This window comes from Streptomyces sp. NBC_00385 (genome assembly GCF_035917155.1).
Classification (GTDB): domain Bacteria; phylum Actinomycetota; class Actinomycetes; order Streptomycetales; family Streptomycetaceae; genus Streptomyces; species Streptomyces poriferorum.
The window spans coordinates 6,644,982-6,671,856 of sequence record NZ_CP107951.1 but is presented as its reverse complement, the minus strand read 5'-3'; the positions used below and the strand labels follow the sequence as shown (position 1 = coordinate 6,671,856).

The following is a 26,875-nucleotide window of genomic DNA, read 5'->3' as shown; positions in this document are numbered from 1 at the left end:
TGACCGGCCGGAAGGTCAGAGCGTCAGCTCTGGCCGCCCGCCAGCTTCTCGCGCAGGGCAGCCAGGGCCTCGTCCGACGCCAGGGCGCCGGAGTTGTCCGCGGACTCCGAGGAGTACGAACCGCCGCCACCGCTGCCGCCCGAGGCAGCCGGAGCGCTGCCGGCCGGGGCGGCAGCGCCCTCGGCAGCAGCGGCCTCGTCGGCCTCGCGGGACTTGATGACCTGGGCCTGGTGCTGCTCGAAGCGCTGCTGCGCCTCGGCGTACTGGGTCTCCCAGACCTCGCGCTGAGCCTCGAAGCCCTCGAGCCAGTCGTTGGTCTCGGGGTCGAAGCCCTCGGGGTAGATGTAGTTGCCCTGGTCGTCGTACGACGCGGCCATGCCGTACAGCGTCGGGTCGAACTCGACCGAGGCCGGGTCGCCACCGAAGGACTCGTTGGCCTGCTTCAGCGAGAGGCTGATGCGACGACGCTCGAGGTCGATGTCGATGACCTTGACGAAGATCTCGTCGTTGACCTGGACGACCTGCTCCGGGATCTCCACGTGGCGCTCGGCCAGCTCGGAGATGTGGACCAGGCCCTCGATGCCCTCGTCGACGCGCACGAACGCACCGAACGGAACGAGCTTGGTGACCTTACCGGGAACGACCTGCCCGATCTGGTGCGTACGGGCGAACTGCTGCCACGGGTCTTCCTGCGTCGCCTTGAGCGACAGGGACACGCGCTCGCGGTCCATGTCCACGTCGAGAACCTCGACGGTGACTTCCTGGCCGACCTCGACAACCTCGGAGGGGTGGTCGATGTGCTTCCAGGACAGCTCGGAGACGTGCACGAGACCGTCGACGCCACCCAGGTCCACGAAGGCACCGAAGTTGACGATCGAGGAGACGACGCCGGAGCGGACCTGACCCTTCTGGAGGGTCGTGAGGAACGTCTGGCGGACCTCGGACTGGGTCTGCTCGAGCCAGGCACGGCGGGACAGGACCACGTTGTTGCGGTTCTTGTCCAGCTCGATGATCTTGGCCTCGAGCTCCTTGCCCACGTACGGCTGGAGGTCGCGGACGCGGCGCATCTCGACGAGCGACGCCGGGAGGAAGCCACGGAGGCCGATGTCGAGGATGAGACCACCCTTGACGACCTCGATGACGGTACCGGTGACGATGCCGTCTTCTTCCTTGATCTTCTCGATGGTGCCCCAGGCACGCTCGTACTGAGCGCGCTTCTTCGAGAGGATCAGGCGGCCTTCCTTGTCCTCCTTCTGGAGAACCAGGGCCTCGATCTCGTCGCCGACCTTGACGACCTCGTTCGGGTCGACGTCGTGCTTGATCGAGAGCTCGCGGCTCGGGATGACACCTTCGGTCTTGTAACCGATGTCGAGGAGAACCTCGTCGCGGTCAACCTTGACGATGACACCGTCAACGATGTCGCCGTCGTTGAAGTACTTGATCGTCTCGTCGATCGCCGCGAGGAACGCGTCCGCGTCGCCGATGTCGTTGACCGCAACCTGCGGAGTGGTGGCGGTGGTCTCGGTGCTGCTCGTCATGTGGGAAAGGGCTCCGGTACGGACAGTGAGTCGAAGTTACTGCTACGCCGTGAGCCCGTATCGCCTCTGCAGAAGCCGGACAGCCTGGGAAGCGCCGACCCGTGAACCGGGAGGCGCCTCTCGTGAACCGAGGGGACATACATACAGATGCGAGCGCGGCCTGCTAGGTCTGAGGCGCGCAGGCTCGCAGCGCAACTTGTAGCATACGGGGGCAGCAGGGCACGGTCAATGCGCGAAGGCGCACACCAAGGGCGGAACGGCCCATACCCGGCACAACTCAGGTTCACCGAGGCCACATCGGCCCCGGAGATGATCCGGACACGCGGGTTCCGTGCTCACAGGTCCCCCCTGGTACGTACCGCGCACCACGGGGTGAAGGCAAACTACAACGACGGACACGATGAGCCAAGAGATCTACGCGGCCGAACCCGAGGCGACACGCCGCACCGCCGGCGAGGCCGAGAGCAGCCGGGCCAGCCGCGGCTGGTGGGACCGCAATGCGGACGAGTACCAGAACGACCACGGCGGCTTCCTCGGCGACGACCGTTTCGTCTGGGGCCCTGAGGGCCTGGACGAGGCCGAGGCCGGCCTGCTGGGCCCCGCGGAGTCGCTGAAGGGCCTGGACGTCCTGGAGATCGGCGCGGGCGCCGCACAGTGTTCGCGCTGGCTGGCCGCACAGGGCGCCCGGCCGGTCGCCCTCGACCTCTCCCACCGCCAGCTCCAGCACGCCCTGCGGATCGGCGAGGACGTCCCCCTGGTCGAGGCGGACGCCGGGGTGCTGCCCTTTCGGGACGGCTCCTTCGACCTGGCCTGCTCCGCCTACGGCGCGGTGCCGTTCGTCGCCGACCCGGTCCAGGTGTTCCGCGAGGTCCACCGGGTGCTGCGCCCCGGCGGCCGCTGGGTCTTCTCCGTCACGCATCCGGTCCGCTGGGCGTTCCCGGACGAGCCGGGGCCCGAGGGCCTGTCCGTCGCCGCCTCCTACTTCGACCGCACCCCGTACGTCGAGCAGGACGAGCGGGGCGAGGCGGTGTACGTGGAGCATCACCGCACGCTCGGCGACCGCGTGCGGGACGTCGTGGCGGGCGGCTTCCGGCTGGCCGACCTGGTCGAGCCGGAGTGGCCGGCGTGGAACAACCAGGAGTGGGGCGGCTGGTCGCCGCTGCGCGGCAACCTGATCCCGGGGACCGCGATCTTCGTCTGCGTACGGGACTGAGACACCCGCCGGTGCGGGAGGCGGCGCCCCGCCGTACGAGACTGGGGGCGTGATCCGTACCGAGGCCCTGGACCAGCTGCCCGTCCGCACCGCCGTGCCCGCGCTGCGGCGGGCGCTCGACGACCGAGGGGTCGCGGTGCTGTGCGCACCGCCCGGCACCGGCAAGACGACTCTCGTCCCCCTGGTCCTGGCCGGTCTGACCGGCGACGGTCCGGTGCGCCGGGTCGTGGTCGCCGAGCCGCGGCGCATCGCCGCCCGGGCCGCGGCCCGGCGGATGGCGTGGCTGCTCGGCGAGCGGCCGGGCGAACGGGTCGGCTTCACCGTGCGCGGGGAGCGGGTGACGGGCCCGGACACCGTGGTCGAGGTCGTCACCACCGGGGTGCTGCTCCAGCGGCTCCAGCGCGACCAGGAGCTCGCCGGTGTCGACGCGGTGATCATCGACGAGTGCCACGAGCGCCACCTGGACGCGGACACGGTGGCCGCGTTCCTGCTCGACGTACGGGAGGCGATCCGCCCCGACCTGCGTCTGGTCGCCGCGTCCGCGACCACCGACGCCGAGGGCTGGGCCCGGCTGCTCGGCGACGCCCCGGTGATCGAGGCGCAGGGCGTCTCGCACCCGGTGGAGGTGGTGTGGGCCCCGCCCGTCCGCCCGGTGCGGCCGCCGCACGGGATGCGGGTGGATCCGGCGCTGCTGACCCATGTCGCCTCCGTGGTGCGCCGGGCGCTGGCCGAGCGGGAGGGCGACGTGCTGTGCTTCCTGCCCGGTGTCGGCGAGATCGGCCGGGTGGCGGGGCAGCTGTCCGGGGTGGCCGCGGAGGTGCTCCAGGTACACGGGCGGGCGCCGGCCGCGGTGCAGGACGCGGTGCTGGCCGGTTCGTCCGACGGTCGGCGGGTGGTGCTGGCGACGTCGGTGGCGGAGTCGTCGCTGACCGTTCCGGGGGTGCGGACCGTCGTCGACTCGGGCCTGGCCAGGGAGCCGCGCACCGATCACGCCCGCGGGCTGAGCGCGCTGACGACCGTACGGGCCTCGCAGGCGGCGGGCCGCCAGCGGGCGGGCCGGGCCGGCCGGGAGGCTCCCGGGGCGGTCTACCGCTGCTGGGAGCAGGCGGAGGACGGGCGGCTCGCCCGGTTCCCCTCCCCCGAGATCAAGGTCGCCGATCTGGCCGCGTTCGCCCTCCAGGCGGCCTGCTGGGGCGATCCGGACGCCGCGGGACTCGCGCTGCTGGACCCGCCGCCGGCCGGGGCGATGGGCGCGGCCCGCGAGGTGCTGACGGCGGTGGGCGCGGTGGACACCGACGGGCGGGTGACCGACCGGGGTGTGCGGATGTCCCGGCTGGGGCTGCATCCCCGGCTGGCCAGGGCGCTGCTGGACGGGGCGGCCGAGGTCGGCGGACGACGGGCCGCGGAGGTGGTGGCGCTGCTGAGCGAGGAGCCGCCCCGGGACTACGGCGACGACCTCGCGGCGGCGTTGCGTACCGCACGCCTCGGCAAGGACGGCTACGCGGCCCGCTGGCGGCAGGAGGTGCGGCGGCTGTCGTCCTCCCTCAAGGCGTCCGGGACCGGCGGTGCGGGCACGGACGACGCCGCCGTGGGACTCGTCGCCGCCCTGGCCTTTCCCGAGCGGGTGGCGCGGGCCCGGGGCGAGGGGACGTTCCTGATGGCGTCCGGCACGGGCGCGGAGCTGCGGGACGGCTCCCGGCTGCGCAGCGCGCCGTGGCTGGCCGTCGCGGTCGCGGACCGCCCCGCGCACGCGGCGTCGGCACAGGTCCGGCTCGCCGCGGTCATCGACGAGGACACGGCACGGCTGGCGGCCGGGCGTCTGCGGTTCGCGGGTGAGGAAGTGCGCTGGGACGGCCGGGACGTGGTGGCCCGCCGGGTGGAGCGCCTGGGCGCCGTCGAACTGTCGGCACGCCCGCTGAAGCGGCCGGACCCCGCACTGGTGCGGGAGGCCCTGGTGGAGGGGCTGCGGCGGGAGGGCCTCGGGCTGCTGCGCTGGAGCCGCGACGCGGAGCAGTTGCGGGAGCGGCTGGCCTTCCTCCACCGGGAGCTGGGCGGGCCCTGGCCCGAGGTGTCGGACGAGGCGCTCCTCGGCCGTACCGAGCAGTGGCTGGAGCCCGAGCTGTCGCGGGCCCGGCGCCGTTCGGACCTGGCCGGGATCGATGCGGGGCAGGCGCTGCGCAGGCTGCTGCCGTGGGCGACCGGTGAGGCGGCCCGCCTCGACGAGCTGGCCCCGGAGCGGATCGAGGTGCCGAGCGGTTCACGGATCAGGGTGGAGTACGGAGGCTCCCAGCCCGTGCTCGCCGTGAAACTCCAGGAACTGTTCGGTCTCCAGGAGACCCCGCGGGTGGCGGGCGTACCGGTGCTGGTGCACCTGCTCTCGCCCGCGGGGCGCCCGGCGGCGGTGACGGCGGATCTGGCGTCGTTCTGGCGGGAGGGCTACAAGGCGGTCCGGGCGGAGCTGCGCGGCCGCTATCCGAGGCATCCGTGGCCCGAGGACCCGACCACGGTCGAGGCGACCCGGTTCACGAAGGCGCGGCTCAGGCGGGAGTAGGCGCGGGTTCCGGTTCCTTCCGCCTGACCGTCTCCGCCTCGCCCGGCCGCCGCGAGCGGGCCTCCAGCCACAGCGACAGGGCCAGCAGACCGGCGCCCAGGACGAGGAAGCCCCAGGGCAGGTACGAGGTCAGCAGCAGGACGAGCAGTCGCTGGGACTTGACCAGGTCGACGATCGAGACGATGTAGTCCTCGCGCATCTTCACATGCCCGGCGAACACGGTGACGGTGTCCTCGGACATGCCCAGCGCCTTCGCGTTCCGCAGCTCCTCCTTGTGGACCTCCTCGCCGTTGACCGGCGCCCCGGTGACCGGGTCGACCCAGAACGTCCGCTTGGTGGTGTACCAGCGGGTGACGCCGGTCTCGGCGATCTGCTCCGGGGTGATGGCGATCGGCATGGTCTTCGGCATCGGGACCTTGGTCCACGGGACGGTCTGCTCGAAGTAGTAGACCTCCATGCCGCGGAAGTTCTGCGTGCCCTTGTAGTGGATGGGCGAGCTGGTACGGGTCTGGGCGTCGAAGTACTCGTAGTCGCGCTTCTCGGTGAGGAAGGGCCACTTGAACTCGATGCCCTCGCGGCTCACCGCGTCGCCGTCGACGGATTCGCCCGTGGCGTGGACCGGGTCCTGGCTGTGCGCGTCGAAGATGTAGCGCTCGGGGATCTTGGAGACCATCTTGCCGTCGGGTCCCTGCACATAGGACAGGGCGTCCCACACGACGACGTCGCGGCCTGCGCTGCGCTCGATCTTCTCGGACTCCTCCACGTTGCCCTTGAGGGTCTGCACGATGGTGATCCTGTCGACCTTCTTGGCCTTCAGGGTGCTGTAGTCGAGGAGGGTCGCGGGCTTCGCCTCCAGCACGGTCTCCTGGTACTGGTTCGGCGGGATCTTCGCGAGGCGCGGGAAGGCGTACCAGCGCAACAGCGGTGACAGCGCGGCGAAGAAGACGGCGAAGGCCAGAAGTACGAGGCTGGCTCGGCGGCGCATGGGTGTCCTCCCTCTGCATTCCGTGGTGCGGACGGCTAGTTCTTCGGCCCCGGGACCGTGGTCAGCAGGGGTTTGGGCGAGGTCTCGCCGGGCGGCGCGCCGATCGCACTGATGGTGAGTACGAGGGCGAGGGCCGCGGCCAGTCCGATGGCTGCGGCAATCAGGGCGCGCATGCTCGGCCTCCCGGGAGCTCAGAACTGATGGGTCGTCAGGGCTGGGGCACCGTAGCAACCCGGGCCGGAGATGAGAACACGTAGAACAGCCCCTTGGCCGGGTGCCGGCGAAGGGGCTGTTCGGGGCTCGTGGTGGGCCCTGGTGCGCGTGGGTCAGGCGGCGGGGGCCTCGACCGTGAGCGTGATGACGACGACGGCGCCGCCCTCGGTGGTCAGGCGCAGCTTGTACGTGCCCGCGGCGCCGTCGGCGTAGATCTTCGGCAGGGCGAGCGTGCCGTCGGCGTCCGTGGTGAACGCGAAGGTGCGGACCGGGTTCCCGTCGTCATCCGTGAAGTACGGGCCCTTGTCGTTCTCGGCCGGCTTCTCGTCGTCGGTGATCATGGTGGCGGTGACGGCGACCCGGCCTGCGGCAGCGCCCTTGTACGTGGCCCGGGCCGTGACGTCGGCGAACGTCTGGCCAGCCACGGCGGTCAGTTCCACGCTGCCCGTCCTGGCGATGGCGTCGGCCTGCCGCGCGGTGACGGCCGCCGTGTACGTGACGGCGGGCAGCGACGTGCCGGTGGCCGTCGCACGGACGGTGAACGTGCCCGTCTTCTCGCCCGCCTTCAGCACCGGTGCGGTGACCGTGCCGTCGGTCCCGGTGGCCACGGTGACGGTCTTCTTCCCGCCGTCGAACGCGGCGTCCGTGTCACCGACGACGGTGAGGGTCACGGACACCTTGGCGAGCGGCTTGCCGAAGTTGCTCTTCGCCAGGACCTTGATCCGCTCGGCGAAGGCGTCGCCCGCCGTGGCGGTCAGCTCGCCGGTGCCCGCGTTCTGCACGGCGGCCAGGGCCGGGGCCGGCGTGGGCTCGGGCGTCGGGGTCGGCGTCGTGGGCGTGCCCGGGCCGCCCGGGTCCGAGGGCGTCGGGCTCGGCTTCGACGGCGGCTTGGGCGTCGGCGTCGGGGTGGGCGACGGCGAACCGGAGGGCGAGGACGACGGGGAGGGGGACGGGCTGCTGCCATGAGTGCCGGAGCCGGTGCCCGGGTGCGTTCCGGTACTGGATTCGACCGGCAGGACGCCGGTGCCGTCCGGCACCTCGTGCGTGCCGCGGTTGTAGTACTCGAACCAGGTGCGGACGGTGCGCAGGTACTCGTCGGAGTGGTTGTAGCTCAGGACCGCCCGGTCCAGGTCGGCGGCGAGCGCCAGGTCGCGCGAGCCGGCGCAGAGGTAACGCCCGGCGGCGAGCGCCGCGTCGTAGATGTTGTTGGGGTCCTTGCGGCCGTCGGCGTTGCCGTCCTGGCCCCAGGTCGCCCAGGTGGACGGGATGAACTGCATCGGGCCGACCGCCCGGTCATGCGTCGAGTCCCCGTCGTAGGCGCCGTTGTCGGTGTCCTTGATCAGGGCGAAGCCCTGGCCGTTGAGGGCGGGGCCGAGGATCGGGGAGAGCGTGGTGCCCTGCGCGTCGACCCGGCCGCCGCGGGCCTGGCCCGACTCGACCTTGCCGATCGCTGCGAGGAGCTGCCACGGCAGCCGGCAGGCGCCGTCCGTACCCGCGACGGTCTGCTGGGCCTTCTTGTACGCCGCCAGGATCGACGCCGGTATGCCCGATTCGACACTGCCCGTCACCGGCAGATTGACGGAGGTGCCCGGCTTGTTGGGCGTGTTCAGGGGCGGCAGGTCGGTGAAGTAGGGCGAGTTGCCGGACGCGGCACCGTCACCCGAGGGCGTCGAACCCGCCGCGCCGGTGGTCGGCTGGTCCCCGTCGGATGCCACCAGGGGTGAACCCGGGGCCTGCGATGCGGAAAGTGCTGCCACAGCGGCAGCGGCCACGGCAGCCGTGGTCGCCCCCCTGCGCAGTCGGCGACCGAATTGCGCTGCCATAACGTGTGGGCCCTCCCCCTCGTCGGCTGTCCGCGCTCCCCTGCGCCTGGACTCAGGCGACCCTACGGCAACTTGTGCCGCGCGGACACAGCGGCCGGACCGCTTCTTACCGGTTTCTCACGTTCGGGTCCGCAAGTTGTCCAGTCGGTGAAAAGCCCGTGCCGGCCGCTCGCGCATACTTCCCCCATGCCGTTCACGCTCAGCCACGCCGCAGCCGTCCTCCCCGGGATCCGCCGCAACGGAACAGGGCGCGGACCCCTCCTGGCCTCGGCACTCGTCGCCGGTTCGTTCGCCCCCGACATGACGTACTACGCGGACACGGCGATCCCGGGCGCCATGGAGTTCGGGCAGGTCACCCACGCCTGGTGGGGCGTGTTCACGGTGGACGTCCTGATCACCGCGGCGACCGTGGCGCTGTGGCTGCTGCTGCGCGAACCCCTCGTGGCGCTGCTCCCCACGGCCTGGCAGGGGCGCGTGCACGCCTGGGTCCGCGGGGCCCGGCGCCCGCCCGGACGAGGGCCGCGGGGCCTGCGGGACGGTGCCTGGTTCGTCGCGTCGGCCGTCATCGGAGCCGCCACGCACGTCGTCTGGGACGCCTTCACCCACCACGACCGGTGGGGCGTGCGGCTGGTGCCCGTGCTCGGGCAGAACGCGGGCGGCCACCCGGTGTTCCAACTGGTGCAGTACGGCAGTTCGGCCCTGGCGCTGACGGTGCTGGCGTGGTTCACCGTGTCGGGACTGCGCCGGACCGGGGCCCGGCCGGTGCCGGCGTCCGTACCGGTCCTGGACCACCGGGCACGGGCGTGGGCGCTGGCGTCCCTCGGACTGTGCGTGCTGCTGGGCATCGCGCACCGCTGCGCGCGCTGGTACGCGTACTTCGGGCACGTCGACACACCGCTCGACATCATTCCGACCGCCTGCTTCGGCGCGGGCGCCGGGCTCGCCGTCGGGCTCGTGCTGTACGGCGTGTGGATGCGGCTGCGGGTCCGGGGCACCGGCACCCCGGCGCGCCCCGTCACCGGCCCGGTCCGGGACACGAGCCGGACCGGCGACTGAGAACGCCCCGGCCCGGGGCGGGGCCGCGTCAGTGCGCGGCGGACTCCCAGTCGGTGCCGACCCCGACCGACACGTCCAGCGGCGCCCGCAGTTGCACCGCCGTCGCCATCTCGTGGCGCAGGATCTTCTCCACCTGCTCCCGCTCGCCCTCGGCGATCTCCAGCACGATTTCGTCATGGACCTGGAGCAGCATCCGTGAGGTCAGCTTCGCCTCGGTCAGCGCCCGGTCGACGTGGAGCATGGCGACCTTGACGATGTCCGCGGCCGTGCCCTGGATCGGCGCGTTGAGCGCCATCCGCTCGGCCGTCTCGCGGCGCTGGCGGTTGTCGCTGTTGAGGTCCGGCAGGTAGCGGCGGCGGCCGAAGACCGTCTCCGTGTACCCGGTGGCCCTGGCCTCCTCCACCACCCGGTGCAGATAGTCCCGGACCCCGCCGAACCGCTCGAAGTAGGTGTCCATCAGGCCCCGGGCCTCGCCCGCCTCGATGTTCAGCTGCTGGGACAGGCCGAACGCGGACAGCCCGTACGCCAGCCCGTAACTCATGGCCTTGATCTTGCGCCGCATCTCCGGGTCGACCGCGGACTTGTCGACGCCGAAGACCTGCGAGGCGACCGTCGTGTGCAGGTCCTCACCGGACGTGAACGCCTCGATCAGGCCCGCGTCCTCGGAGAGGTGGGCCATCACGCGCAGTTCGATCTGGCTGTAGTCCGCCGTCATCAGCGTCTCGAAGCCCTCGCCGACGACGAAGCCACGACGAATGGCCCGGCCCTCGTCCGTCCGGACGGGGATGTTCTGCAGATTGGGGTCGGTGGACGACAGCCGGCCGGTCGCCGCCACGGTCTGGTTGAACGTGGTGTGGATACGGCCGTCCGCCGCGATCGACTTCACCAGGCCCTCGACCGTCACCCGCAGCTTCGCCTGCTCGCGGTGGCGCAGCATGATGACCGGCAGCTCGTGCTCGGTCTGCGCGGCCAGCCACGCCAGCGCGTCCGCGTCCGTCGTGAATCCGGTCTTCGTCTTCTTCGTCTTCGGCAGGCCCAGCTCACCGAAGAGGACCTCCTGGAGCTGCTTGGGCGAACCGAGGTTGAACTCGCGGCCCACCGCCGCGTGCGCCTCCTTCACCGCCTGCTGCACGGCGCCCGCGAACTGCTGCTCCATGCCCTCCAGATGGGACCGGTCCGCCGCGATGCCATGCCGCTCCAGACGAGCCAGCAGGATCGACGTCGGCAGCTCCATGTCGTGCAGCAGCTCGGCCGCACCGACCTCCTTCAGCCGCGTCGTGAACGCGTCACCGAGGTCGAGGACCGCGCGGGCCTGCGTCATCAGCGCGTCCGCCTCGGCCTGGTCGTCCGCACCGAACGCCAGCTGGCCGTCGGACGACGCCGCCGGAGCGAGCTCGCGGCCCAGGTACTCCACGGCCAGCGCGTCCAGCGCGAACGAGCGACGGCCCGGCTTGACCAGGTACGCGGCGAGCGCCGTGTCCATCGAGACGCCCTCGGTCCGCCAGCCGTGCTCCGGGAAGACCCGCATCACGCTCTTCGCGTTGTGCATGACCTTCGGCCGGTCCGCGTCCGCGATCCACGCGGCGAACGCCTGCTCGTCGGCCGCGTCGAGCAGCGCCGGGTCGAACCAGGCCGCCGCCCCGCCCGCCGCGGCGAGCGCGATCTCGGTGACCGTGCCACTGCCGAGCGCCCAGGTGTCGACCGTGGCGACACCGAGCGGCTGCGCGCCGTGCTCGGCCAGCCACGGAGCGAGCTCGCCCGCACCCAGCACCGAACCGTCCAGCTCGACTCCCGCGGCCGGCGCCGGAGCCTCGTCCTCGGCCTTGCCCGGGTCCACCGCCAGCAGCCGCTCACGCAGGCTCGGGTTACGGATCTCCAGCACGTCGAGCACCCCGGTGACCGCCGTGCGGTCGTACGGAGCACGCTCCAGATCGGACGGGGTCTTCGACAGCTCCACATCACGGACCATCTCGGTCAGCCGACGGTTCAGCCGCACCGCGTCCAGGTGGTCGCGGAAATTCTGCCCGGCCTTCCCCTTGACCTCCTCGGCCCGCGCCACCAGCTCGTCGAACGAACCGAACTGGTTGATCCACTTCGCGGCCGTCTTCTCCCCCACCCCCGGAATACCCGGAAGGTTGTCCGACGGGTCACCGCGCAGCGCCGCGAAGTCCGGGTACTGCTGCGGGGTGAGCCCGTACTTCTCCTCGACCTTCTCCGGAGTGAACCGCGTCAGCTCCGACACGCCCTTGGTCGGGTACAGCACCGTCACGTTGTCCGTGATCAGCTGGAAGGAGTCACGGTCACCGGTGACGATCAGCACCTCGAACCCGGCCGCCTCCGCCTGTGTGGCCAGCGTCGCGATGACATCGTCCGCCTCGAAGCCGTCGACCGCGAAACGGTCCGCGTGCATCGCGTCGAGCAGCTCACCGATCAGCTCGACCTGACCCTTGAACTCGTCCGGCGTCTTCGAACGGTTCGCCTTGTACTCGGGAAACTCCTGCGAGCGCCACGTCTTGCGCGACACGTCGAACGCCACCGCGAAATGCGTCGGCGCCTCGTCACGCAACGTGTTCGCGAGCATCGACGCGAAGCCGTACACCGCGTTCGTCGGCTGCCCCGCCCCCGTCGTGAAATTCTCCGCAGGCAGCGCAAAGAACGCCCGGTACGCCAGGGAGTGCCCGTCCATCAGGAGCAGGCGCGGTCGGTTGTCTGCCGTCTTCTTCGATGCCGTCTCAGCCACACCCCGATCCTGCCACGTACCACTGACAATCCGGACCGGCCACCGCCCATCGCCGCCCGGCGACCGCTCACCGGGCGGCCCGCCCGCACCGCGTGCCAGGATCGAAGGAGAAGGAAACACGCACCGCGGACCACGCAGGCCCGCAGCAGGCCCGAAGGGGAGCACGATGGCCACCAAGCCGCCCGCAGGAGACCCGGTCCAGGACGCACCCCGGGTCGAACCGGCCCCGCACGCCGCCGCCGGTCTGCCCGCCGTCGCCCACAGCCTGCGCATCGCCCAGCAGCAGATGGGGGTCCGCCGGACCGCGCAGACCCTCCTCAAGGTCAACCAGAAGGACGGCTTCGACTGCCCCGGCTGCGCCTGGCCCGAAGGCGACAAGCGGCACACCGCCGAATTCTGCGAGAACGGCGCCAAAGCCGTCGCCGAGGAAGCCACGCTGCGCCGCGTCACCCCGGACTTCTTCGCCGCGCACCCCCTCGCCGACCTCGCCACCCGTAGCGGCTACTGGCTCGGCCAGCAGGGACGCATCACGCAACCTATGTATCTGCCCGAGGGCGCCGACCGGTACGAGGCCGTGACCTGGGAACGCGCCTTCGCCGTCATCGCCGAGGAGCTCGGCGCCCTCGCCTCCCCCGACGAAGCGCTCTTCTACACCTCCGGACGCACCAGCAACGAGGCCGCGTTCCTGCTCCAGCTGTTCGCCCGCGAATTCGGCACCAACAACCTGCCCGACTGCTCCAACATGTGCCACGAGTCCTCCGGCTCGGCACTCACCGAGACGATCGGCGTCGGCAAGGGATCCGTCTCCCTGGAGGACCTCCACCACGCCGACCTGATCATCGTCGCCGGACAGAACCCCGGCACCAACCACCCCCGGATGCTCTCCGCCCTGGAGAAGGCCAAGTCCGCCGGAGCGAAGATCATTTCGGTGAACCCGCTCCCCGAGGCCGGACTCGAACGCTTCAAGAACCCGCAGACCCCGCTCGGCATGATCAAGGGAGCGGCCCTCAACGACCTCTTCCTCCAGATCCGCATAGGCGGCGACCAGGCCCTCTTCCGGCTCCTCAACAAGATGATCCTCGCGACCGAGGGCGCCGTCGACGAGACCTTCGTGGCCGCACACACCCACGGCTACGAGGAGTTCGCCGCCGCGGCCGCGGAAGCCGACTGGGAACAGACCCTCGCCGCGACCGGCCTGGAGCGCTCCGCCATCGAAGAGGCCCTCGCCATGGTCCTCGCCTCGAAGCGCACCATCGTCTGCTGGGCCATGGGCCTCACCCAGCACAAACACTCCGTGCCGACCATCCGCGAAGTCGTCAACTTCCTCCTGCTGCGCGGCAACATAGGCCGGCCCGGCGCCGGAGTCTGCCCCGTACGCGGCCACTCCAACGTCCAGGGCGACCGCACCATGGGCATCTTCGAGCGCCCGTCGACAGCGTTCCTCGACGCCCTCGACAAGGAATTCTCCATCACCTCACCGCGCCACCACGGCTACGACGTCGTCCGCTCCATACGCGCCCTGCGCGACGGCGACGCCAAGGTCTTCTTCGCCATGGGCGGCAACTTCGTCGCCGCCTCCCCCGACACCGACGTCACCGAGGCCGCGATGCGCACCGCACGCCTCACCGTCCACGTCTCCACCAAGCTCAACCGCTCCCACACCGTCACCGGCGCCAGGGCCCTGATCCTGCCCACCCTCGGCCGCACCGACAAGGACGTCCAGGCCGGCGGCAAGCAGTTCGTCACCGTCGAGGACTCCATGAGCATGGTGCACGCCTCCCGCGGCAACCTCACCCCCGCGAGCCCCCACCTGCTCTCCGAACCCGCCATCGTCGCCCGCCTCGCCCGCGCCGTACTCGGCCCCTCCTCCACCACCCCCTGGGAAGAGTTCGAGAAGGACTACGCCACGATCCGCGACCGCATCTCCCGCGTCGTCCCCGGCTTCGAGAACTTCAACCAACGCGTCGCCCACCCCGGCGGATTCACCCTCCCCCACGCCCCCCGCGACTCCCGCCGCTTCCCCACCGCCACCGGCAGGGCCAACTTCACCGCCGCCCCCGTCGAGTACCCCGAACTCCCCGACGGCCGCCTCCTGTTGCAGACCCTGCGCTCCCACGACCAGTACAACACCACCATCTACGGCCTCGACGACCGCTACCGCGGCATCAAGGGCGGCCGCCGCGTCGTCCTCGTCAACCCCGACGACGCCACCACCCTCGGCCTCACCGACGGCGCCCACACCGACCTCGTCAGCGAATGGAAGGACGGCACCGAACGGCGCGCCCCCGGCTTCCGCGTCGTCCACTACCCCACCGCCCGCGGCTGCGCCGCCGCGTACTACCCCGAGACGAACGTGCTGGTCCCCCTGGACTCCACCGCCGACACCAGCAACACCCCCGCCAGCAAGTCCGTCGTGGTGCGCTTCGAGAACACACACTGACACCCCCGGGAGCAGGCGCACTAAGCGCCCGCTCAGTCGTCTGATAAGAACAGTGCACACGCAAGAACGTGCGCACCGCAACGAACCACCGCAGACGATCGGAGCCGGACCCATGGGCGAGCACACCACACCCCAGTTCCCCCAGGAGATCATCGACGAGTACGCCGCCCTCGGCGTCGACCTGCCCGCACTCTTCTCCGCAGGCCACCTCGGCGAACGCATGGGCATCACGATCACCGAAGCCTCCGCGGACCGCGTCGTCGCCACCATGCCCGTCGAAGGCAACACCCAGCCCTACGGACTCCTGCACGGCGGCGCCTCCGCCGTCCTCGCCGAAACCCTCGGATCCATCGGCTCCATGCTCCACGGCGGCGCCACCAGGATCGCCGTCGGCGTCGACCTGAACTGCACCCATCACCGAGGGGTACGAAGCGGCCTCGTCACCGGCACCGCCACCCCCGTACACCGCGGCCGCACCACCGCCACGTACGAAATCGTCATCACCGACGAACAGGACAAGCGGGTCTGCACCGCACGCCTCACCTGCCTCCTGCGCGACCTCCCCAAGGCCGAACCCTCCTGACCCCCCACCACCCCGCACCACCCCTGCCCGGCCGGATCCCGAATCCGGCCGGGCAGTGCCATAACCGGGCACAACCACCGCCCCACACACAGAACTTGCACAACAGCCGCAGCCAACACCCTTGACCACCCAGCCCGTTCCGTGGCCCACTCAGCTGCCACACCCCGCCCGCACACCCACCACACCGCGTCGACCACACCACCCCGGATGTAACACTGCGTAACAATTCCGCAATGTTCACCCACCCGACGCCCCACAACGAACCCGGCCCCGCAGGCACCGGGCCCTCAGGTGCGCCCGCACACGCCAGCACACACCCCCACCGCGCGACAGCAGCAAGATCGCCTCAAGCCCCTTAACAGAGCTGCGCGTTCTCACCATGCGGTCACTTCACCGTCCGGTAAAAAGCCGTACATGTCCACACAGCCACCTCAAGCCTTGCTCAAGGGCATAACAAGACAGTCACATCCTGCTCCACCCCCATCCCCGACCCCCACCCCTGCCCTTAGAGTCACCGCCAGTCACCGCGCCGCCGGGCGCGTCTGCAGCACGGCCCTGTACCAACCAGTACGGCCCGGCGAACGACACGGCACCTCAAGCAGAGGAGGCCGCGCCAGGGAAAGGACTTTTCGTGCGACACCGTTCTTTGCTCATCCTCACCACAGTGCTCACCACAGGAGCACTGACACTCACCGCCTGCGGGTCGCGCGACGACGACAAGAAGAGCAGCGACAGCGGCGGCACCCAGACCGTCGTCATCGGCGTCGACGCCCCGCTGACCGGTGACCTCTCCGCCCTCGGCCTCGGCATCAAGAACTCCGCCGACCTCGCCGCCAAGACGGCGAACAAGGACAAGACGGTCCCGGGCATCACCTTCGAGGTCCAGCCCCTCGACGACCAGGCCCAGCCCTCCGTCGGCCAGCAGAACGCCACCAAGTTCATCGACAACAAAAAGGTCCTCGGCGTTGTCGGCCCCCTGAACTCCGGCGTCTCCCAGTCGATGCAGAAGCCGCTCAACGACGCCGGCCTCACCCAGATCTCCCCCGCCAACACGGGCACCGAGCTGACCCAGGGCGACAACTGGAAGACCGGCGACAAGAAGCGCCCCTTCAAGACCTACTTCCGCACCGCCACCACGGACCAGATCCAGGGCGCCTTCGCCGCGAAGTACCTGTACAACAACGCGAAGATCAAGCAGGTCTACCTCATCGACGACCAGAAGCCCTACGGCGCAGGTCTCGCAGCCTCCTTCAAGGCCACGTTCACCGGCCTCGGCGGCAAGATCGCCGGCTCCGACCACGTGAACCCCGAAGACCGCGACTTCAACGCCGTCGTCACCAAGGTCAAGAAGTCCGGCGCCAAGGCCGTCTACTACGGCGGCGAGTACCCCGCCGGCGCCCCCCTGAGCCAGCAGCTCAAGGACAGCGTCCAGATCCCCCTCATGGGCGGCGACGGCATGTACAGCGCCGACTTCATCAAGCTCAACAAGAAGGCCCAGGGCGACATCGCCACCTCCGTCGGCAAGCCCGTCGAAGAGCTCGAATCCGCCAAGACCTTCATCGCGAACTACAAGACCGCCGGATACAAGGACGCCTACGAGGCCTACGGCGGCGGCACCTACGACGCCACCTGGGCCATCATCGAGGCCGTCAAGGCCGTCGTCGCAGCCAACGACGGCAAGCTCCCCGACGACGCCCGCGCCAAGGTCCTCGAAGCCGTGAGCAAGGTCAGCTTCGAAGGCGTCACCGGCCCCGTCTCCTTCGACGAGTACGGCGACACCACCAACACCATGATGACCGCCTACCAGGTCGACGGCGGCAAGTGGGCCTCCAAGCTCAGCGAGGCCTACAAGCCGTAACAAGCTCCCGGTCACTCCCTGACTGACACCAGACCGCGCGGGAGCGCTACGAGCGCTCCCGCGCGGTGCCATATCCGAACCACTCCACGGAGGCCCTGCGGTGCACGAACTGCCGCAACAGCTGGCCAATGGACTCATCCTCGGCGCGATGTACGGACTCATCGCGATCGGTTACACGATGGTCTACGGAATCATCCAGCTCATCAACTTCGCCCACGGCGAGATCTTCATGATCGGAGGCTTCGGAGCTCTCACCGTGTACCTCTGGATGCCGGCCGGCTCCAACCTCCTCGCAATCGTCCCCCTCATGATCATCGGCGGCGTCATATGCTCCGTCGCCATCAGCGTCGCAGCCGAACGCTTCGCCTACCGCCCCCTGCGCACCGCCCCCAGGCTCGCCCCGCTGATCACCGCGATCGGACTCTCCCTCGCACTCCAGCAGGCCATCTGGAAGTGGTACCCCAACGCCACCAAGGACCGACCCTTCCCCCAGTTCAAGGGCGAAGCATTCGACCTCTTCGGCGCCCACATCCAACGCGGTGACCTCTTCGTCCTCATCGCCGCCCCCGTCTGCATGATCGCCCTCGGCCTCTTCGTCTCCAAGACCCGCTCCGGCCGCGGCATGCAAGCCACCAGCCAGGACCCCGACACCGCCAAGCTCATGGGCATCAACACCGACCGCATCATCGTCATGGCCTTCGCCATCGGTGCCGCGTTCGCAGCCGTCGCCGCCGTCGCCTACGGGCTCAAGAACGGCCAGATCGGCTTCAAAATGGGCTTCATCATGGGCCTCAAAGCCTTCACCGCAGCCGTACTCGGCGGCATCGGCAACATCTACGGCGCCATGCTCGGCGGAGTCGTACTCGGCGTCGCCGAATCCCTCGCCACCGGCTACATGAGCGACGTCCCCGGCATGGACCTCTTCGGCGGCGGCGCCTGGAAGGACGTATGGGCCTTCGTCCTCCTCATCGTCGTCCTGCTGCTCCGGCCCCAGGGCCTGCTCGGCGAACGCGTCGCGGATCGGGCGTGATACGGATGACCACCCAGAAAGCACTCATCCCGCTGCCCGCACCGGCCGCCCGGATCGCCACCGCCGCAGGCGCAGCCGTCGCACTCGCCGGCACCTTCCTCCCCTGGACCTGGACCTCCGAATTCCCCGGCGACCTCACCGTCACCGGCTACCCCGGCGGCCTCCAGATCCTCACCCTCACCGCCGCGATCCTCACCCTCCTCTTCACCCTCTGCGGATACGGCATCCGAGGCCTGCGCTGGCTCACCCCCGGCGGCACCAACAGCCCCGTACGCCTCCTCGCCCTCGCCACCCTCGGCACCACCGGCTACACCATCGGTGCCATCGCCTACGAACTCGGCGGCGTGGTCAACCTCGAACCCGGAGCCTGGGTCAGCGGCATCGGCGCACTCATCGCCTTCATCGCCGCCCTCGGACTCCCCAGCGACGAACCGCTCCCCACCACCGGCCCCCCGGCCAACGCCTGGCAGCGCTTCCGCAACAGCCTCGCCGCACCCTCCGTGGGCCGCGCCAAGCCCCTCCCCGGCTGGGGCGAGATCCTCATCATCGCCGCCGCCTTCGGCGTCGCGCTGTACGTCTTCACCTACTGCATCGACATCCCCACCGAGGAATCCGAACAGTTCATCGGCTTCCTCATCACCGCGGGCTTCACCTTCACCGCACTCACCCGGGCCGGCCTCATCGCCCGCATCACCGCGCTGACCACGAAGCACCGCAACGTCACCCTCGTCGCGGCGCTGGTCGCAGCCTTCTGCTTCCCCTTCACCCAGGACACCGCGGAATTCACCCTCATCGGTGCGAACATCCTCATCTTCGCCACCGTCGCACTCGGCCTCAACGTCGTCGTCGGCCTCGCGGGCCTCCTCGACCTCGGCTACGTCGCCTTCCTCGGCGTCGGCGCCTACACCGCGGCCCTCGTCTCCGGCGCACCCCTCTCCGCGATCGGCGTCCAGTTCCCCTTCTGGGCCGCCGTCCTCACCGGAGCCGCGGTCTCACTGATCTTCGGCGTCCTCATCGGGGCCCCGACCCTGCGACTGCGCGGCGACTACCTCGCCATCGTCACCCTCGGCTTCGGAGAGATCTTCCGCGTCACCGTCAACAACCTCAACGGCAACAGCGGACCCGACCTCACCAACGGCTCCCAGGGCATCCCGAGCATCCCCGACCTCAACCTCTTCGGGATCGACTTCGGGCTCAGCCACGACATCGGCCCCTTCACCCTCACCAGGCCGGCCAACTACTACCTGCTACTGCTCGTCGTCACCGCCGTCGTCGTCCTCGTCTTCCGACGCTCCGGCGACTCCCGAATCGGCCGCGCCTGGGTCGCCATCCGCGAGGACGAAACCGCAGCCACCGCCATGGGCATCAACGCCTTCCGGCTCAAACTGCTCGCCTTCGCCCTCGGCGCCACCCTCGCCGGACTCGCCGGCACGGTCCAGTCACACGTCAGCTACACCGTGACGCCCGAGCAGTACCAGTTCGCCGGCCCCGTACCCCCGAACTCCGCCTTCCTCCTCGCCGCCGTCATCCTCGGCGGCATGGGAACCCTCAGCGGACCCTTCATCGGCGCCGCACTGCTCTACCTCATCCCGGCCAAGCTGCAGTTCATGCAGGACTACCAGCTCCTGCTCTTCGGCATCGCGCTCATCCTCCTGATGCGCTTCCGCCCCGAAGGCCTGATCGCCGACCGCCGGAAGCAACTCGAATTCCACGAGAACGACGAACCCGTCGTCGTACCCGAACCACGGCAGCCCGAAGAAGCCGACGCCGGCATCACCAAGGCGGGGGCGTGAACACCATGACCACCACCACGAACACCACGACCACCGTCCTCGACGCCAGCGGCGTCACCATGCGCTTCGGCGGACTCACCGCCGTACGCAACGTCGACCTCACCGTCAACGCGGGCGAAATCGTCGGACTCATCGGCCCCAACGGCGCCGGAAAAACCACCTTCTTCAACTGCCTCACCGGCCTCTACGTCCCCACCGAGGGCAAGGTCAGCTACAAAGGCACCGTCCTGCCGCCCAAGCCCCACCTCGTCACCAAGGCAGGCATCGCCCGCACCTTCCAGAACATCAGGCTCTTCGCCAACATGACCGTCCTGGAAAACGTCCTCGTCGGACGCCACACCAGGACCAAAGAAGGCCTCTGGTCCGCACTCCTGCGCCTCCCCGGCTTCACCAAGGCCGAACAGGCCAGCCACGAACGCGCCATGGAGCTCCTGGAGTTCATCGGCCTCCAGGACAAGGCCGACCACCTCGCGCGCAACCTCCCCTACGGAGACCAACGCAAGCTGGAAATCGCCCGCGCACTCGCCAGCGACCCCGGCCTCCTCCTCCTGGACGAGCCCACCGCCGGCATGAACCCCCAGGAAACCCGCGTCACCGAAGAACTCATCTTCGCCATCCGGGACCAGGGCATCGCCGTCCTCGTCATCGAGCACGACATGCGCTTCATCTTCAACCTCAGCGACCGCGTCGCCTGCCTCGTACAGGGCGAAAAACTCGTCGAAGGCACCGCCGAAGTCGTCCAGAGCGACGAACGCGTCATCGCCGCCTACCTCGGCACCCCCTTCGAAGGCGCCCCCGGCGCCGAAGAAGTCGCCGAAGTCGAAGCGGCCGAAGCGGAAGCGGTGGCAAGCACCGAAACCAGCCCCAAGGACACCACCACCACCGAGGAGGAGGAGGACACCCGATGACCGCACTGCTCGAGGTCGAGGACCTCCGCGTCGCCTACGGCAAGATCGAAGCCGTCAAAGGCATCTCCTTCAGCGTCGACGCCGGCCAGGTGGTCACCCTCATCGGCACCAACGGCGCCGGCAAAACCACCACCCTGCGCACCCTCTCCGGACTGCTCAAGCCCATCGGCGGACGCATCCTCTTCGAGGGCAAGCCACTCGCCAACATCCCCGCACACAAGATCGTCGCCCTGGGCCTCGCCCACTCCCCCGAGGGCCGCCACATCTTCCCCCGGCTGACGATCACCGAGAACCTCCTCCTCGGCGCCTACCTCCGCAACGACAAGGCAGGCATCGAGAAGGACATCCAGCGCGCCTACGACCTCTTCCCCATCCTCGGGGAACGCCGAAAGCAGGCCGCCGGAACCCTCTCGGGCGGCGAACAGCAGATGCTCGCCATGGGACGCGCCCTCATGTCCCAGCCCAAACTGCTCATGCTCGACGAGCCCTCCATGGGCCTCTCCCCGATCATGATGCAGAAGATCATGGAAACGATCGTCGAGCTCAAGGCCTCGGGCACCACGATCCTGCTCGTCGAGCAGAACGCCCAGGCCGCCCTCTCCCTCGCGGACCAGGGCCACGTCATGGAGATCGGCAAGATCGTCCTCTCCGGCACCGGAGCGGACCTCCTCCACGACGAGTCCGTCCGCAAGGCGTACCTCGGCGAGGACTGACGTCCGTACGAAGAAGGCCCGCGCCCCGGATGTCCGGGGCGCGGGCCTTCTTCATGTACGCGTACGAGTACGGCTACTCCGCAGCCCGCTTCTTCTCCTCGGCGTCCTCGATCAACGCCTCCGCCAGCTGCTGCATCGACAGCCGCCGGTCCATCGACGTCTTCTGGATCCACCGGAACGCGGCCGGCTCGGAGAGCCCGTAGTCCGTCTGCAGAATGCTCTTCGCCCGGTCCACGAGCTTCCGCGTCTCCAGCCGCTGCGACAGGTCCGCGACCTCGCCCTCCAGCGCCTTCAGCTCCGCGAACCGCGACACCGCCATCTCGATGGCCGGGACCACGTCGCTCTTGCTGAACGGCTTCACGAGGTACGCCATCGCCCCGGCGTCCCGGGCCCGCTCCACGAGGTCGCGCTGCGAGAAGGCGGTGAGCATGAGGACGGGTGCGATGGACTCCTCGGCGATCTTCTCGGCGGCGGAGATGCCGTCGAGGACCGGCATCTTCACATCGAGGATGACCAGGTCCGGCTTGTGCTCCCGGGCCAGCTCGACGGCCTGCTGCCCGTCTCCGGCCTCACCGACGACCGAGTACCCCTCTTCTTCGAGCATCTCTTTGAGGTCGAGGCGGATGAGCGCCTCGTCCTCGGCGATGACGACGCGGGTCGTCAGCGGCGGGACGTGCGACTTGTCGTCGTCGGCGACGGGCTGGGGCGACTCGGGGGTGGTCACGGGGGCTCCTTGTTTCAGGGCAGGTACAGCTCCCACGAGCCTACCTAGCTACGATATGGTGGCACTACGCAGGGCAGGGGACACCCTTCCTTTCTAAGGCCCCAGTACTCCAACTGGTTAGAGAGGCCGCTCTCAAACAGCGGACAGTGTGGGTTCGAATCCCACCTGGGGCACTTTTCCTTAGATTCCAAGGTCGCACGGAAATTGCGCGGATTCACGTGATCGTGTGACCGCAGCACCATTCCGCTCCCCGAGCGCAAAGATCCCTCCAGGCTCGGCCATGTGTACGACCTTGAAACACGTAAGCACGCGCTGGCTCTCCTTGATCAGGGCTTCAGCCAGAACTCGGTGAGCAAGCAGACCGGCATTTCCCGAGCCGCCATCCGTTCCTGGCTCGCGCGAATAGAGCCCCTCGGCTACAACCGTGGCCGCGAATGCCCTCGATGTGGCGATACACCCAGGCCCCCCGACGCCCCTGCCGCGTACTCGTACCTGCTTGGCCTCTACCTCGGCGACGGCTGCATCAGTGCGACCAAGCGAGGCGTTTACAGCCTCCGCATCGCATGCGCGGACGCCTGGCCGGGTCTCATCGACGCGTGCGTCGAAGCCGTACAGGTCGCGCGACCGGACAACAAGGTGTGCCTCGTGCCGAGTCAGGGCTGCCAGTACGTCACATGCTTCAGCAAGCACTGGCCCTGCTTCTTCCCCCAGCACGGCCCGGGCAAGAAGCACGACCGCAGGATCATTCTCGCCGACTGGCAACAGGCCATCGTGGACGCGCACCCTTGGGAGTTCATCCGCGGCCTCATCCATTCCGACGGCTGCCGGATCATCAACTGGACCACACGCCTCGTCGGCGGCGAACAACGACGGTACGAGTACCCCCGCTACTTCTTCACCAACCTGTCCGCCGACATCCTGGGACTCTTCACCACCACACTCGACCAGGTAGGAGTCGAGTGGAAGCGCACCAACGGCAAGAACATCTCCGTCGCCCGACGGGCATCCGTAGCCCTCATGGATGCACACGTCGGGCCGAAATACTGAGCCAGCCCCCTACTTCGGGCTGTCGTCCTCGCCGATGTGGTGCACGCGCACCAGGTTCGTCGAGCCCGCGACGCCCGGCGGGGAGCCTGCGGTGATGACGACCACGTCGCCCTTCTGGCAGCGGCCGATCTTCAACAGCTCCTCGTCGACCTGCGCCACCATCGCGTCCGTCGAGTCCACGTGCGGCCCCAGGAACGTCTCCACGCCCCATGTGAGGTTCAGCTGGGAGCGGGTGGCCGGGTCCGGGGTGAAGGCCAGGAGCGGGATGGGTGAGCGGTAGCGGGAGAGGCGCTTGACCGTGTCGCCGCTCTGGGTGAAGGCGACCAGGAACTTCGCGCCGAGGAAGTCGCCCATCTCCGCTGCCGCGCGGGCGACCGCGCCGCCCTGGGTGCGGGGCTTGTTGCGGTCGGTGAGCGGGGGCAGGCCCTTGGCGAGGATGTCCTCCTCGGCCGCTTCGACGATGCGGGACATCGTGCGTACCGTCTCGATGGGGTACTTGCCGACGCTCGTCTCGCCGGAGAGCATCACGGCGTCCGTGCCGTCGATGACGGCGTTGGCGACGTCGGAGGCTTCGGCGCGGGTGGGGCGGGAGTTGTCGATCATCGAGTCGAGCATCTGGGTGGCGACGATGACCGGCTTGGCGTTGCGCTTGGCGAGTTTGATCGCGCGCTTCTGGACGATCGGGACCTGTTCCAGGGGCATTTCGACGCCGAGGTCGCCGCGGGCGACCATGATGCCGTCGAAGGCGGCGACGATGTCGTCGATGTTCTCGACGGCCTGGGGTTTTTCGACCTTGGCGATGACGGGGAGGCGGCGGCCTTCCTCGTCCATGATGCGGTGGACGTCCTCGATGTCGCGTCCGCTGCGGACGAAGGAGAGGGCGATGATGTCGGCGCCGGTGCGCAGGGCCCAGCGGAGGTCTTCGATGTCTTTTTCGGAGAGGGCGGGGACGGAGACGGCGACGCCGGGGAGGTTGAGGCCTTTGTGGTCGGAGACCATGCCGCCTTCGATGACGGTGGTGTGGACGCGGGGGCCGTCGACTTCGGTGACTTCGAGGGTGACGCGGCCGTCGTCGATGAGGATGCGTTCGCCTGCGGTGACGTCGGCGTTGAGGCCGGTGTAGGTGGTGCCGCAGGTGTGGCGGTCCCCTTCCATGGGTTCGACGGTGATGGTGAAGTCGTCGCCGCGTTCAAGGAGTACGGGTCCTTCGCGGAAGCGTCCGAGGCGGATCTTCGGGCCTTGAAGGTCGGCGAGGATGCCGACGCTGCGGCCGGCTTCGTCGGATGCTTTGCGTACGCGGTGGTAGCGGTCTTCGTGTTCGGTGTAGGTGCCGTGGCTGAGGTTGAGGCGGGCGATGTCCATTCCCGCGTCGACCAGGGCTTTGATCTGGTCGTATGTGTCGGTGGCGGGTCCTAGTGTGCAAACGATTTTGGCTCGGCGCATAGGGCGAGCCTAAACCTTACCTACGGGTAGTTAATTGGCTGTGTATGACTGGTCAACGGCCTTTGGGTGAAGGGTTTTTGACAAGTGTTGAATTGTGCGGCGGGGTGCTCGGATGAGCGTTCGGTGGTGGGTTGTGGTGCTGCGGGGGTGGGTGGTGTCGGCTGCGGGTTCGCGGTGGCAACCGGGTGGGGGTGTGGGGGTCATCGAATAGAAACCTGCCGGGGGTGTTGCCGGGGGCGGTGTGTGGGTGATTATCTACGCGCGTTGTCCACGCGTGCGTGGGGTCTACGCGCGTTGTGTACGGACAGAACTGTGCACGGAGAGAACAGAGATGTGGGAGACGAGATGCCGCTGAACCGAAGGACGTTCCTGGGCACATCGGCCGCGGCCGGTGCCGGCGTGGCGATCGCGGGTGGTACCGCGGTGCCGGCCGAGGCGCATGGCCAGGGGCACGGGCGTCCGCCGAAGCGGTACTCGTTCACCGTGATGGGGACGACGGATCTGCACGGGAACGCGTTCAACTGGGACTACTTCACCGACAAGGAGTTCGACGACAAGGACCACAACGACGTCGGCCTGGCGAAGATCTCGACGCTGGTGGAGCAGGTACGCCGGGAGAAGGGCCGCGGCAACACCCTGATGATCGATGCGGGTGACACGATCCAGGGCACACAGTTGTCGTACTACTACGCGAAGGTCGATCCGATCACCGCGAAGCACGGTCCGGTGCACCCGATGGCGCAGGCGATGAACGCGATCGGTTATGACGCGGCGGCGCTGGGCAATCACGAGTTCAATTACGGCATTCCGGTGCTGCGGAAGTTCGAGGAGCAGTGTGATTTCCCGCTGCTGGGTGCGAACGCGCTGGACGCGAAGACGTTGCGGCCGGCGTTCGCTCCGTATGTGATCAAGAAGCTGCGTACGCCGCACGGCCGGGATGTGAAGGTGGCGATTCTGGGTCTGACCAACCCGGGGATCGCGATCTGGGACAAGGCGAACGTGGGCGGGAAGATGGTGTTCCCGGGTCTTGAGGAGCAGGCGGCGAAGTATGTGCCGCGGCTTCGTTCGATGGGTGCGGACGTGGTGATCGTGTCGGCGCACTCGGGGAGCAGTGGGACGTCGTCGTACGGGGATCAGATTCCGTATGTGGAGAACGCGGCGGGTCTGGTGGCGGAGCAGGTGCCGGGGATCGACGCGATTCTGGTGGGTCACGCGCACCTGGAGATTCCCGAGTACTTCGTGGAGAACAAGCAGACCGGTAAGAAGGTCGTGCTGTCGGAGCCGTTGAAGTGGGGGCAGCGGCTGACGTTGTTCGACTTCGATCTGGTGTGGGAGAAGGGGCGCTGGGTGGTCGAGAAGGCTGGTTCCCAGGTGCTGAACTCCAACACGGTGGCGGAGGACCGGAAGATCACCAAGCTGTTGGCGGACGAGCACAGGAAGGTGGTGGCGTATGTCAACCAGGTGATCGGTACGTCGGCTTCGGAGATGACGTCGGCGGAGGCGGCGTGGAAGGACGAGCCGATCATCGACCTGATCAATGTCATCCAGGCCGAGACGGTGAAGGCGGCGCTGGCGGGTGGCGAGTACGCGGCGTTGCCGGTGTTGTCGCAGGCGGCGTGTTTCTCGCGTACGGCGCGGATTCCGGCGGGGGACGTGACGATCAAGGATGCGGCGGGTCTGTACACGTTCGAGAACACGCTTGAGGCGCGGCTGCTGACGGGTGCGCAGGTGAAGGATTACCTGGAGTTCTCGGCGCGGTATTACGTGCAGACGGCGGCGGGCGCTCCGGTGGATACGGCGAAGTTGACGAATGCGGACAACACGCCGGATTACAATTACGATGTGGTGTCGGGCGTGACGTATGACGTCGACATCGCGAAGCCGAATGGTTCGCGGATTGTGAATCTGTCGTTCGAGGGTAAGGCGATTGATCCGGCGGCTCAGTTTGTGCTGGCGGTGAATAATTACCGGGCGAGTGGTGGTGGTAATTTCCCGCATGTGGCGGGTTCGAAGCAGTTGTGGGCGAATTCGGAGGAGATCCGGACGACGATGATTGCGTGGGTGCAGGCGAAGGGTTCGGTGGATGGTGCGGAGTTCGCTTCGGTGGACTGGCGTCTGACGCGGGACGGCACGCCGGTGTTCTAGTCGGGTGTGTGTGGGGCGGCCGCTCTCTTCCGTTTTTTGCGGGGTGGGCGGCCGCCTTCGTTGTGTCCGTGC

19 protein-coding genes and 1 tRNA gene are annotated in these 26,875 nt (G+C 68.9%); 13 read left to right on the top strand and 7 right to left on the bottom strand.

What is annotated here, in order from left to right; translation table 11 throughout:
* Positions 1-23: 23 nt before the first annotated feature.
* Positions 24-1,538, bottom strand: a complete 1,515-nt coding sequence (gene rpsA / locus OG959_RS29735) for a 30S ribosomal protein S1 (RefSeq protein ID WP_136330605.1) — start codon at positions 1,536-1,538, stop codon at positions 24-26.
* A gap of 400 nt (positions 1,539-1,938) precedes the next feature.
* Between rpsA and OG959_RS29730 the strand changes: the two genes are divergently transcribed.
* Both OG959_RS29730 and hrpB read left to right on the top strand, forming a co-directional pair.
* Positions 1,939-2,751: a class I SAM-dependent methyltransferase gene (locus OG959_RS29730; protein WP_326663411.1), complete on the top strand. Its 813-nt coding sequence runs from the start codon at positions 1,939-1,941 to the stop codon at positions 2,749-2,751.
* A gap of 49 nt (positions 2,752-2,800) precedes the next feature.
* The gene (hrpB, locus tag OG959_RS29725; RefSeq protein ID WP_326663409.1) at positions 2,801-5,302 is read left to right on the top strand and encodes an ATP-dependent helicase HrpB; all 2,502 of its coding nucleotides are present in this window, start codon (positions 2,801-2,803) and stop codon (positions 5,300-5,302) included.
* Here the strand turns inward: hrpB and OG959_RS29720 are convergent.
* The 3 genes from OG959_RS29720 to OG959_RS29710 form a co-directional block, all read right to left on the bottom strand.
* Entirely contained in the window at positions 5,289-6,287 is a 999-nt protein-coding gene (locus OG959_RS29720; protein WP_326663407.1) for a DUF3068 domain-containing protein, read from the bottom strand. The genes hrpB and OG959_RS29720 overlap by 14 nt on opposite strands.
* A gap of 35 nt (positions 6,288-6,322) precedes the next feature.
* Entirely contained in the window at positions 6,323-6,460 is a 138-nt protein-coding gene (locus tag OG959_RS29715) for an SPW_0924 family protein (RefSeq protein WP_148015833.1), read from the bottom strand.
* 153 nt (positions 6,461-6,613) lie between these two features.
* The gene (locus OG959_RS29710) at positions 6,614-8,323 is read right to left on the bottom strand and encodes a lytic transglycosylase domain-containing protein (RefSeq protein ID WP_326663406.1); all 1,710 of its coding nucleotides are present in this window, start codon (positions 8,321-8,323) and stop codon (positions 6,614-6,616) included.
* Positions 8,324-8,509: 186 nt separating this feature from the next.
* On the opposite strand from OG959_RS29710, the gene OG959_RS29705 reads away from it, so the two are divergent.
* Positions 8,510-9,379, top strand: a complete 870-nt coding sequence (locus tag OG959_RS29705) for a DUF4184 family protein (RefSeq protein WP_326663404.1) — start codon at positions 8,510-8,512, stop codon at positions 9,377-9,379.
* Between the two features lie 28 nt (positions 9,380-9,407).
* Here OG959_RS29705 and polA read toward each other — a convergent pair whose 3' ends face one another.
* The gene (gene polA / locus OG959_RS29700; RefSeq protein ID WP_326663403.1) at positions 9,408-12,119 is read right to left on the bottom strand and encodes a DNA polymerase I; all 2,712 of its coding nucleotides are present in this window, start codon (positions 12,117-12,119) and stop codon (positions 9,408-9,410) included.
* A gap of 166 nt (positions 12,120-12,285) precedes the next feature.
* Here polA and OG959_RS29695 point away from each other — a divergent pair, with 166 nt between their 5' ends.
* The 7 genes from OG959_RS29695 (at position 12,286) to OG959_RS29665 (ending at position 21,444) form a co-directional block, all read left to right on the top strand.
* Positions 12,286-14,559, top strand: coding sequence for an FdhF/YdeP family oxidoreductase (locus tag OG959_RS29695; RefSeq protein WP_326663402.1), 2,274 nt, complete (start codon positions 12,286-12,288; stop codon positions 14,557-14,559).
* A 112-nt stretch (positions 14,560-14,671) separates the two neighbouring features.
* Positions 14,672-15,142 (top strand): PaaI family thioesterase, encoded by a 471-nt coding sequence (locus tag OG959_RS29690; protein WP_326663401.1) that lies wholly within the window; start codon positions 14,672-14,674, stop codon positions 15,140-15,142.
* A 646-nt stretch (positions 15,143-15,788) separates the two neighbouring features.
* Entirely contained in the window at positions 15,789-17,000 is a 1,212-nt protein-coding gene (locus OG959_RS29685) for a branched-chain amino acid ABC transporter substrate-binding protein (RefSeq protein ID WP_326666689.1), read from the top strand.
* Positions 17,001-17,100: 100 nt separating this feature from the next.
* Positions 17,101-18,030 carry a branched-chain amino acid ABC transporter permease gene (locus OG959_RS29680; protein WP_306069759.1) on the top strand — a complete coding sequence of 310 codons (930 nt, stop codon included), beginning with the start codon at positions 17,101-17,103 and terminating at the stop codon, positions 18,028-18,030.
* A gap of 5 nt (positions 18,031-18,035) precedes the next feature.
* Positions 18,036-19,823, top strand: coding sequence for a branched-chain amino acid ABC transporter permease (locus OG959_RS29675; RefSeq protein WP_326663396.1), 1,788 nt, complete (start codon positions 18,036-18,038; stop codon positions 19,821-19,823).
* A 5-nt stretch (positions 19,824-19,828) separates the two neighbouring features.
* On the top strand, positions 19,829-20,731 hold the full coding sequence (locus tag OG959_RS29670) for an ABC transporter ATP-binding protein (protein WP_326666688.1): 903 nt from the start codon (positions 19,829-19,831) through the stop codon (positions 20,729-20,731).
* Positions 20,728-21,444: an ABC transporter ATP-binding protein gene (locus OG959_RS29665; protein ID WP_219573771.1), complete on the top strand. Its 717-nt coding sequence runs from the start codon at positions 20,728-20,730 to the stop codon at positions 21,442-21,444. The genes OG959_RS29670 and OG959_RS29665 overlap by 4 nt, the downstream gene beginning before the upstream one ends.
* 73 nt (positions 21,445-21,517) lie before the next feature.
* On the opposite strand, the gene OG959_RS29660 is transcribed toward OG959_RS29665, so the two are convergent.
* The gene (locus OG959_RS29660) at positions 21,518-22,168 is read right to left on the bottom strand and encodes an ANTAR domain-containing response regulator (RefSeq protein ID WP_148015825.1); all 651 of its coding nucleotides are present in this window, start codon (positions 22,166-22,168) and stop codon (positions 21,518-21,520) included.
* Between the two features lie 98 nt (positions 22,169-22,266).
* Between OG959_RS29660 and OG959_RS29655 the strand changes: the two genes are divergently transcribed.
* A tRNA-Leu gene (locus OG959_RS29655) sits at positions 22,267-22,341 on the top strand.
* A 109-nt stretch (positions 22,342-22,450) separates the two neighbouring features.
* Entirely contained in the window at positions 22,451-23,215 is a 765-nt protein-coding gene (locus OG959_RS29650) for a helix-turn-helix domain-containing protein (protein ID WP_326663394.1), read from the top strand.
* Between the two features lie 9 nt (positions 23,216-23,224).
* On the opposite strand, the gene pyk is transcribed toward OG959_RS29650, so the two are convergent.
* Positions 23,225-24,658 (bottom strand): pyruvate kinase, encoded by a 1,434-nt coding sequence (gene pyk, locus OG959_RS29645; RefSeq protein WP_306081733.1) that lies wholly within the window; start codon positions 24,656-24,658, stop codon positions 23,225-23,227.
* A 345-nt stretch (positions 24,659-25,003) separates the two neighbouring features.
* On the opposite strand from pyk, the gene OG959_RS29640 reads away from it, so the two are divergent.
* The gene (locus OG959_RS29640; protein WP_326663389.1) at positions 25,004-26,803 is read left to right on the top strand and encodes a bifunctional metallophosphatase/5'-nucleotidase; all 1,800 of its coding nucleotides are present in this window, start codon (positions 25,004-25,006) and stop codon (positions 26,801-26,803) included.
* Positions 26,804-26,875 lie beyond the last annotated feature (72 nt).

Coding starts and splice junctions, on each gene's coding strand:
- OG959_RS29695 (WP_326663402.1), top strand. CDS start 12,286: ATGGCCACCAAGCCGCCCGCAGGAGACCCGGTCCAGGACGCACCCCGG.
- OG959_RS29675 (WP_326663396.1), top strand. CDS start 18,036: ATGACCACCCAGAAAGCACTCATCCCGCTGCCCGCACCGGCCGCCCGG.
- pyk (WP_306081733.1), bottom strand. CDS start 24,658: ATGCGCCGAGCCAAAATCGTTTGCACACTAGGACCCGCCACCGACACA.
- rpsA (WP_136330605.1), bottom strand. CDS start 1,538: ATGACGAGCAGCACCGAGACCACCGCCACCACTCCGCAGGTTGCGGTC.
- OG959_RS29665 (WP_219573771.1), top strand. CDS start 20,728: ATGACCGCACTGCTCGAGGTCGAGGACCTCCGCGTCGCCTACGGCAAG.
- OG959_RS29670 (WP_326666688.1), top strand. CDS start 19,829: ATGACCACCACCACGAACACCACGACCACCGTCCTCGACGCCAGCGGC.
- OG959_RS29730 (WP_326663411.1), top strand. CDS start 1,939: ATGAGCCAAGAGATCTACGCGGCCGAACCCGAGGCGACACGCCGCACC.
- OG959_RS29710 (WP_326663406.1), bottom strand. CDS start 8,323: ATGGCAGCGCAATTCGGTCGCCGACTGCGCAGGGGGGCGACCACGGCT.
- OG959_RS29715 (WP_148015833.1), bottom strand. CDS start 6,460: ATGCGCGCCCTGATTGCCGCAGCCATCGGACTGGCCGCGGCCCTCGCC.
- OG959_RS29720 (WP_326663407.1), bottom strand. CDS start 6,287: ATGCGCCGCCGAGCCAGCCTCGTACTTCTGGCCTTCGCCGTCTTCTTC.
- OG959_RS29690 (WP_326663401.1), top strand. CDS start 14,672: ATGGGCGAGCACACCACACCCCAGTTCCCCCAGGAGATCATCGACGAG.
- OG959_RS29640 (WP_326663389.1), top strand. CDS start 25,004: ATGCCGCTGAACCGAAGGACGTTCCTGGGCACATCGGCCGCGGCCGGT.
- OG959_RS29705 (WP_326663404.1), top strand. CDS start 8,510: ATGCCGTTCACGCTCAGCCACGCCGCAGCCGTCCTCCCCGGGATCCGC.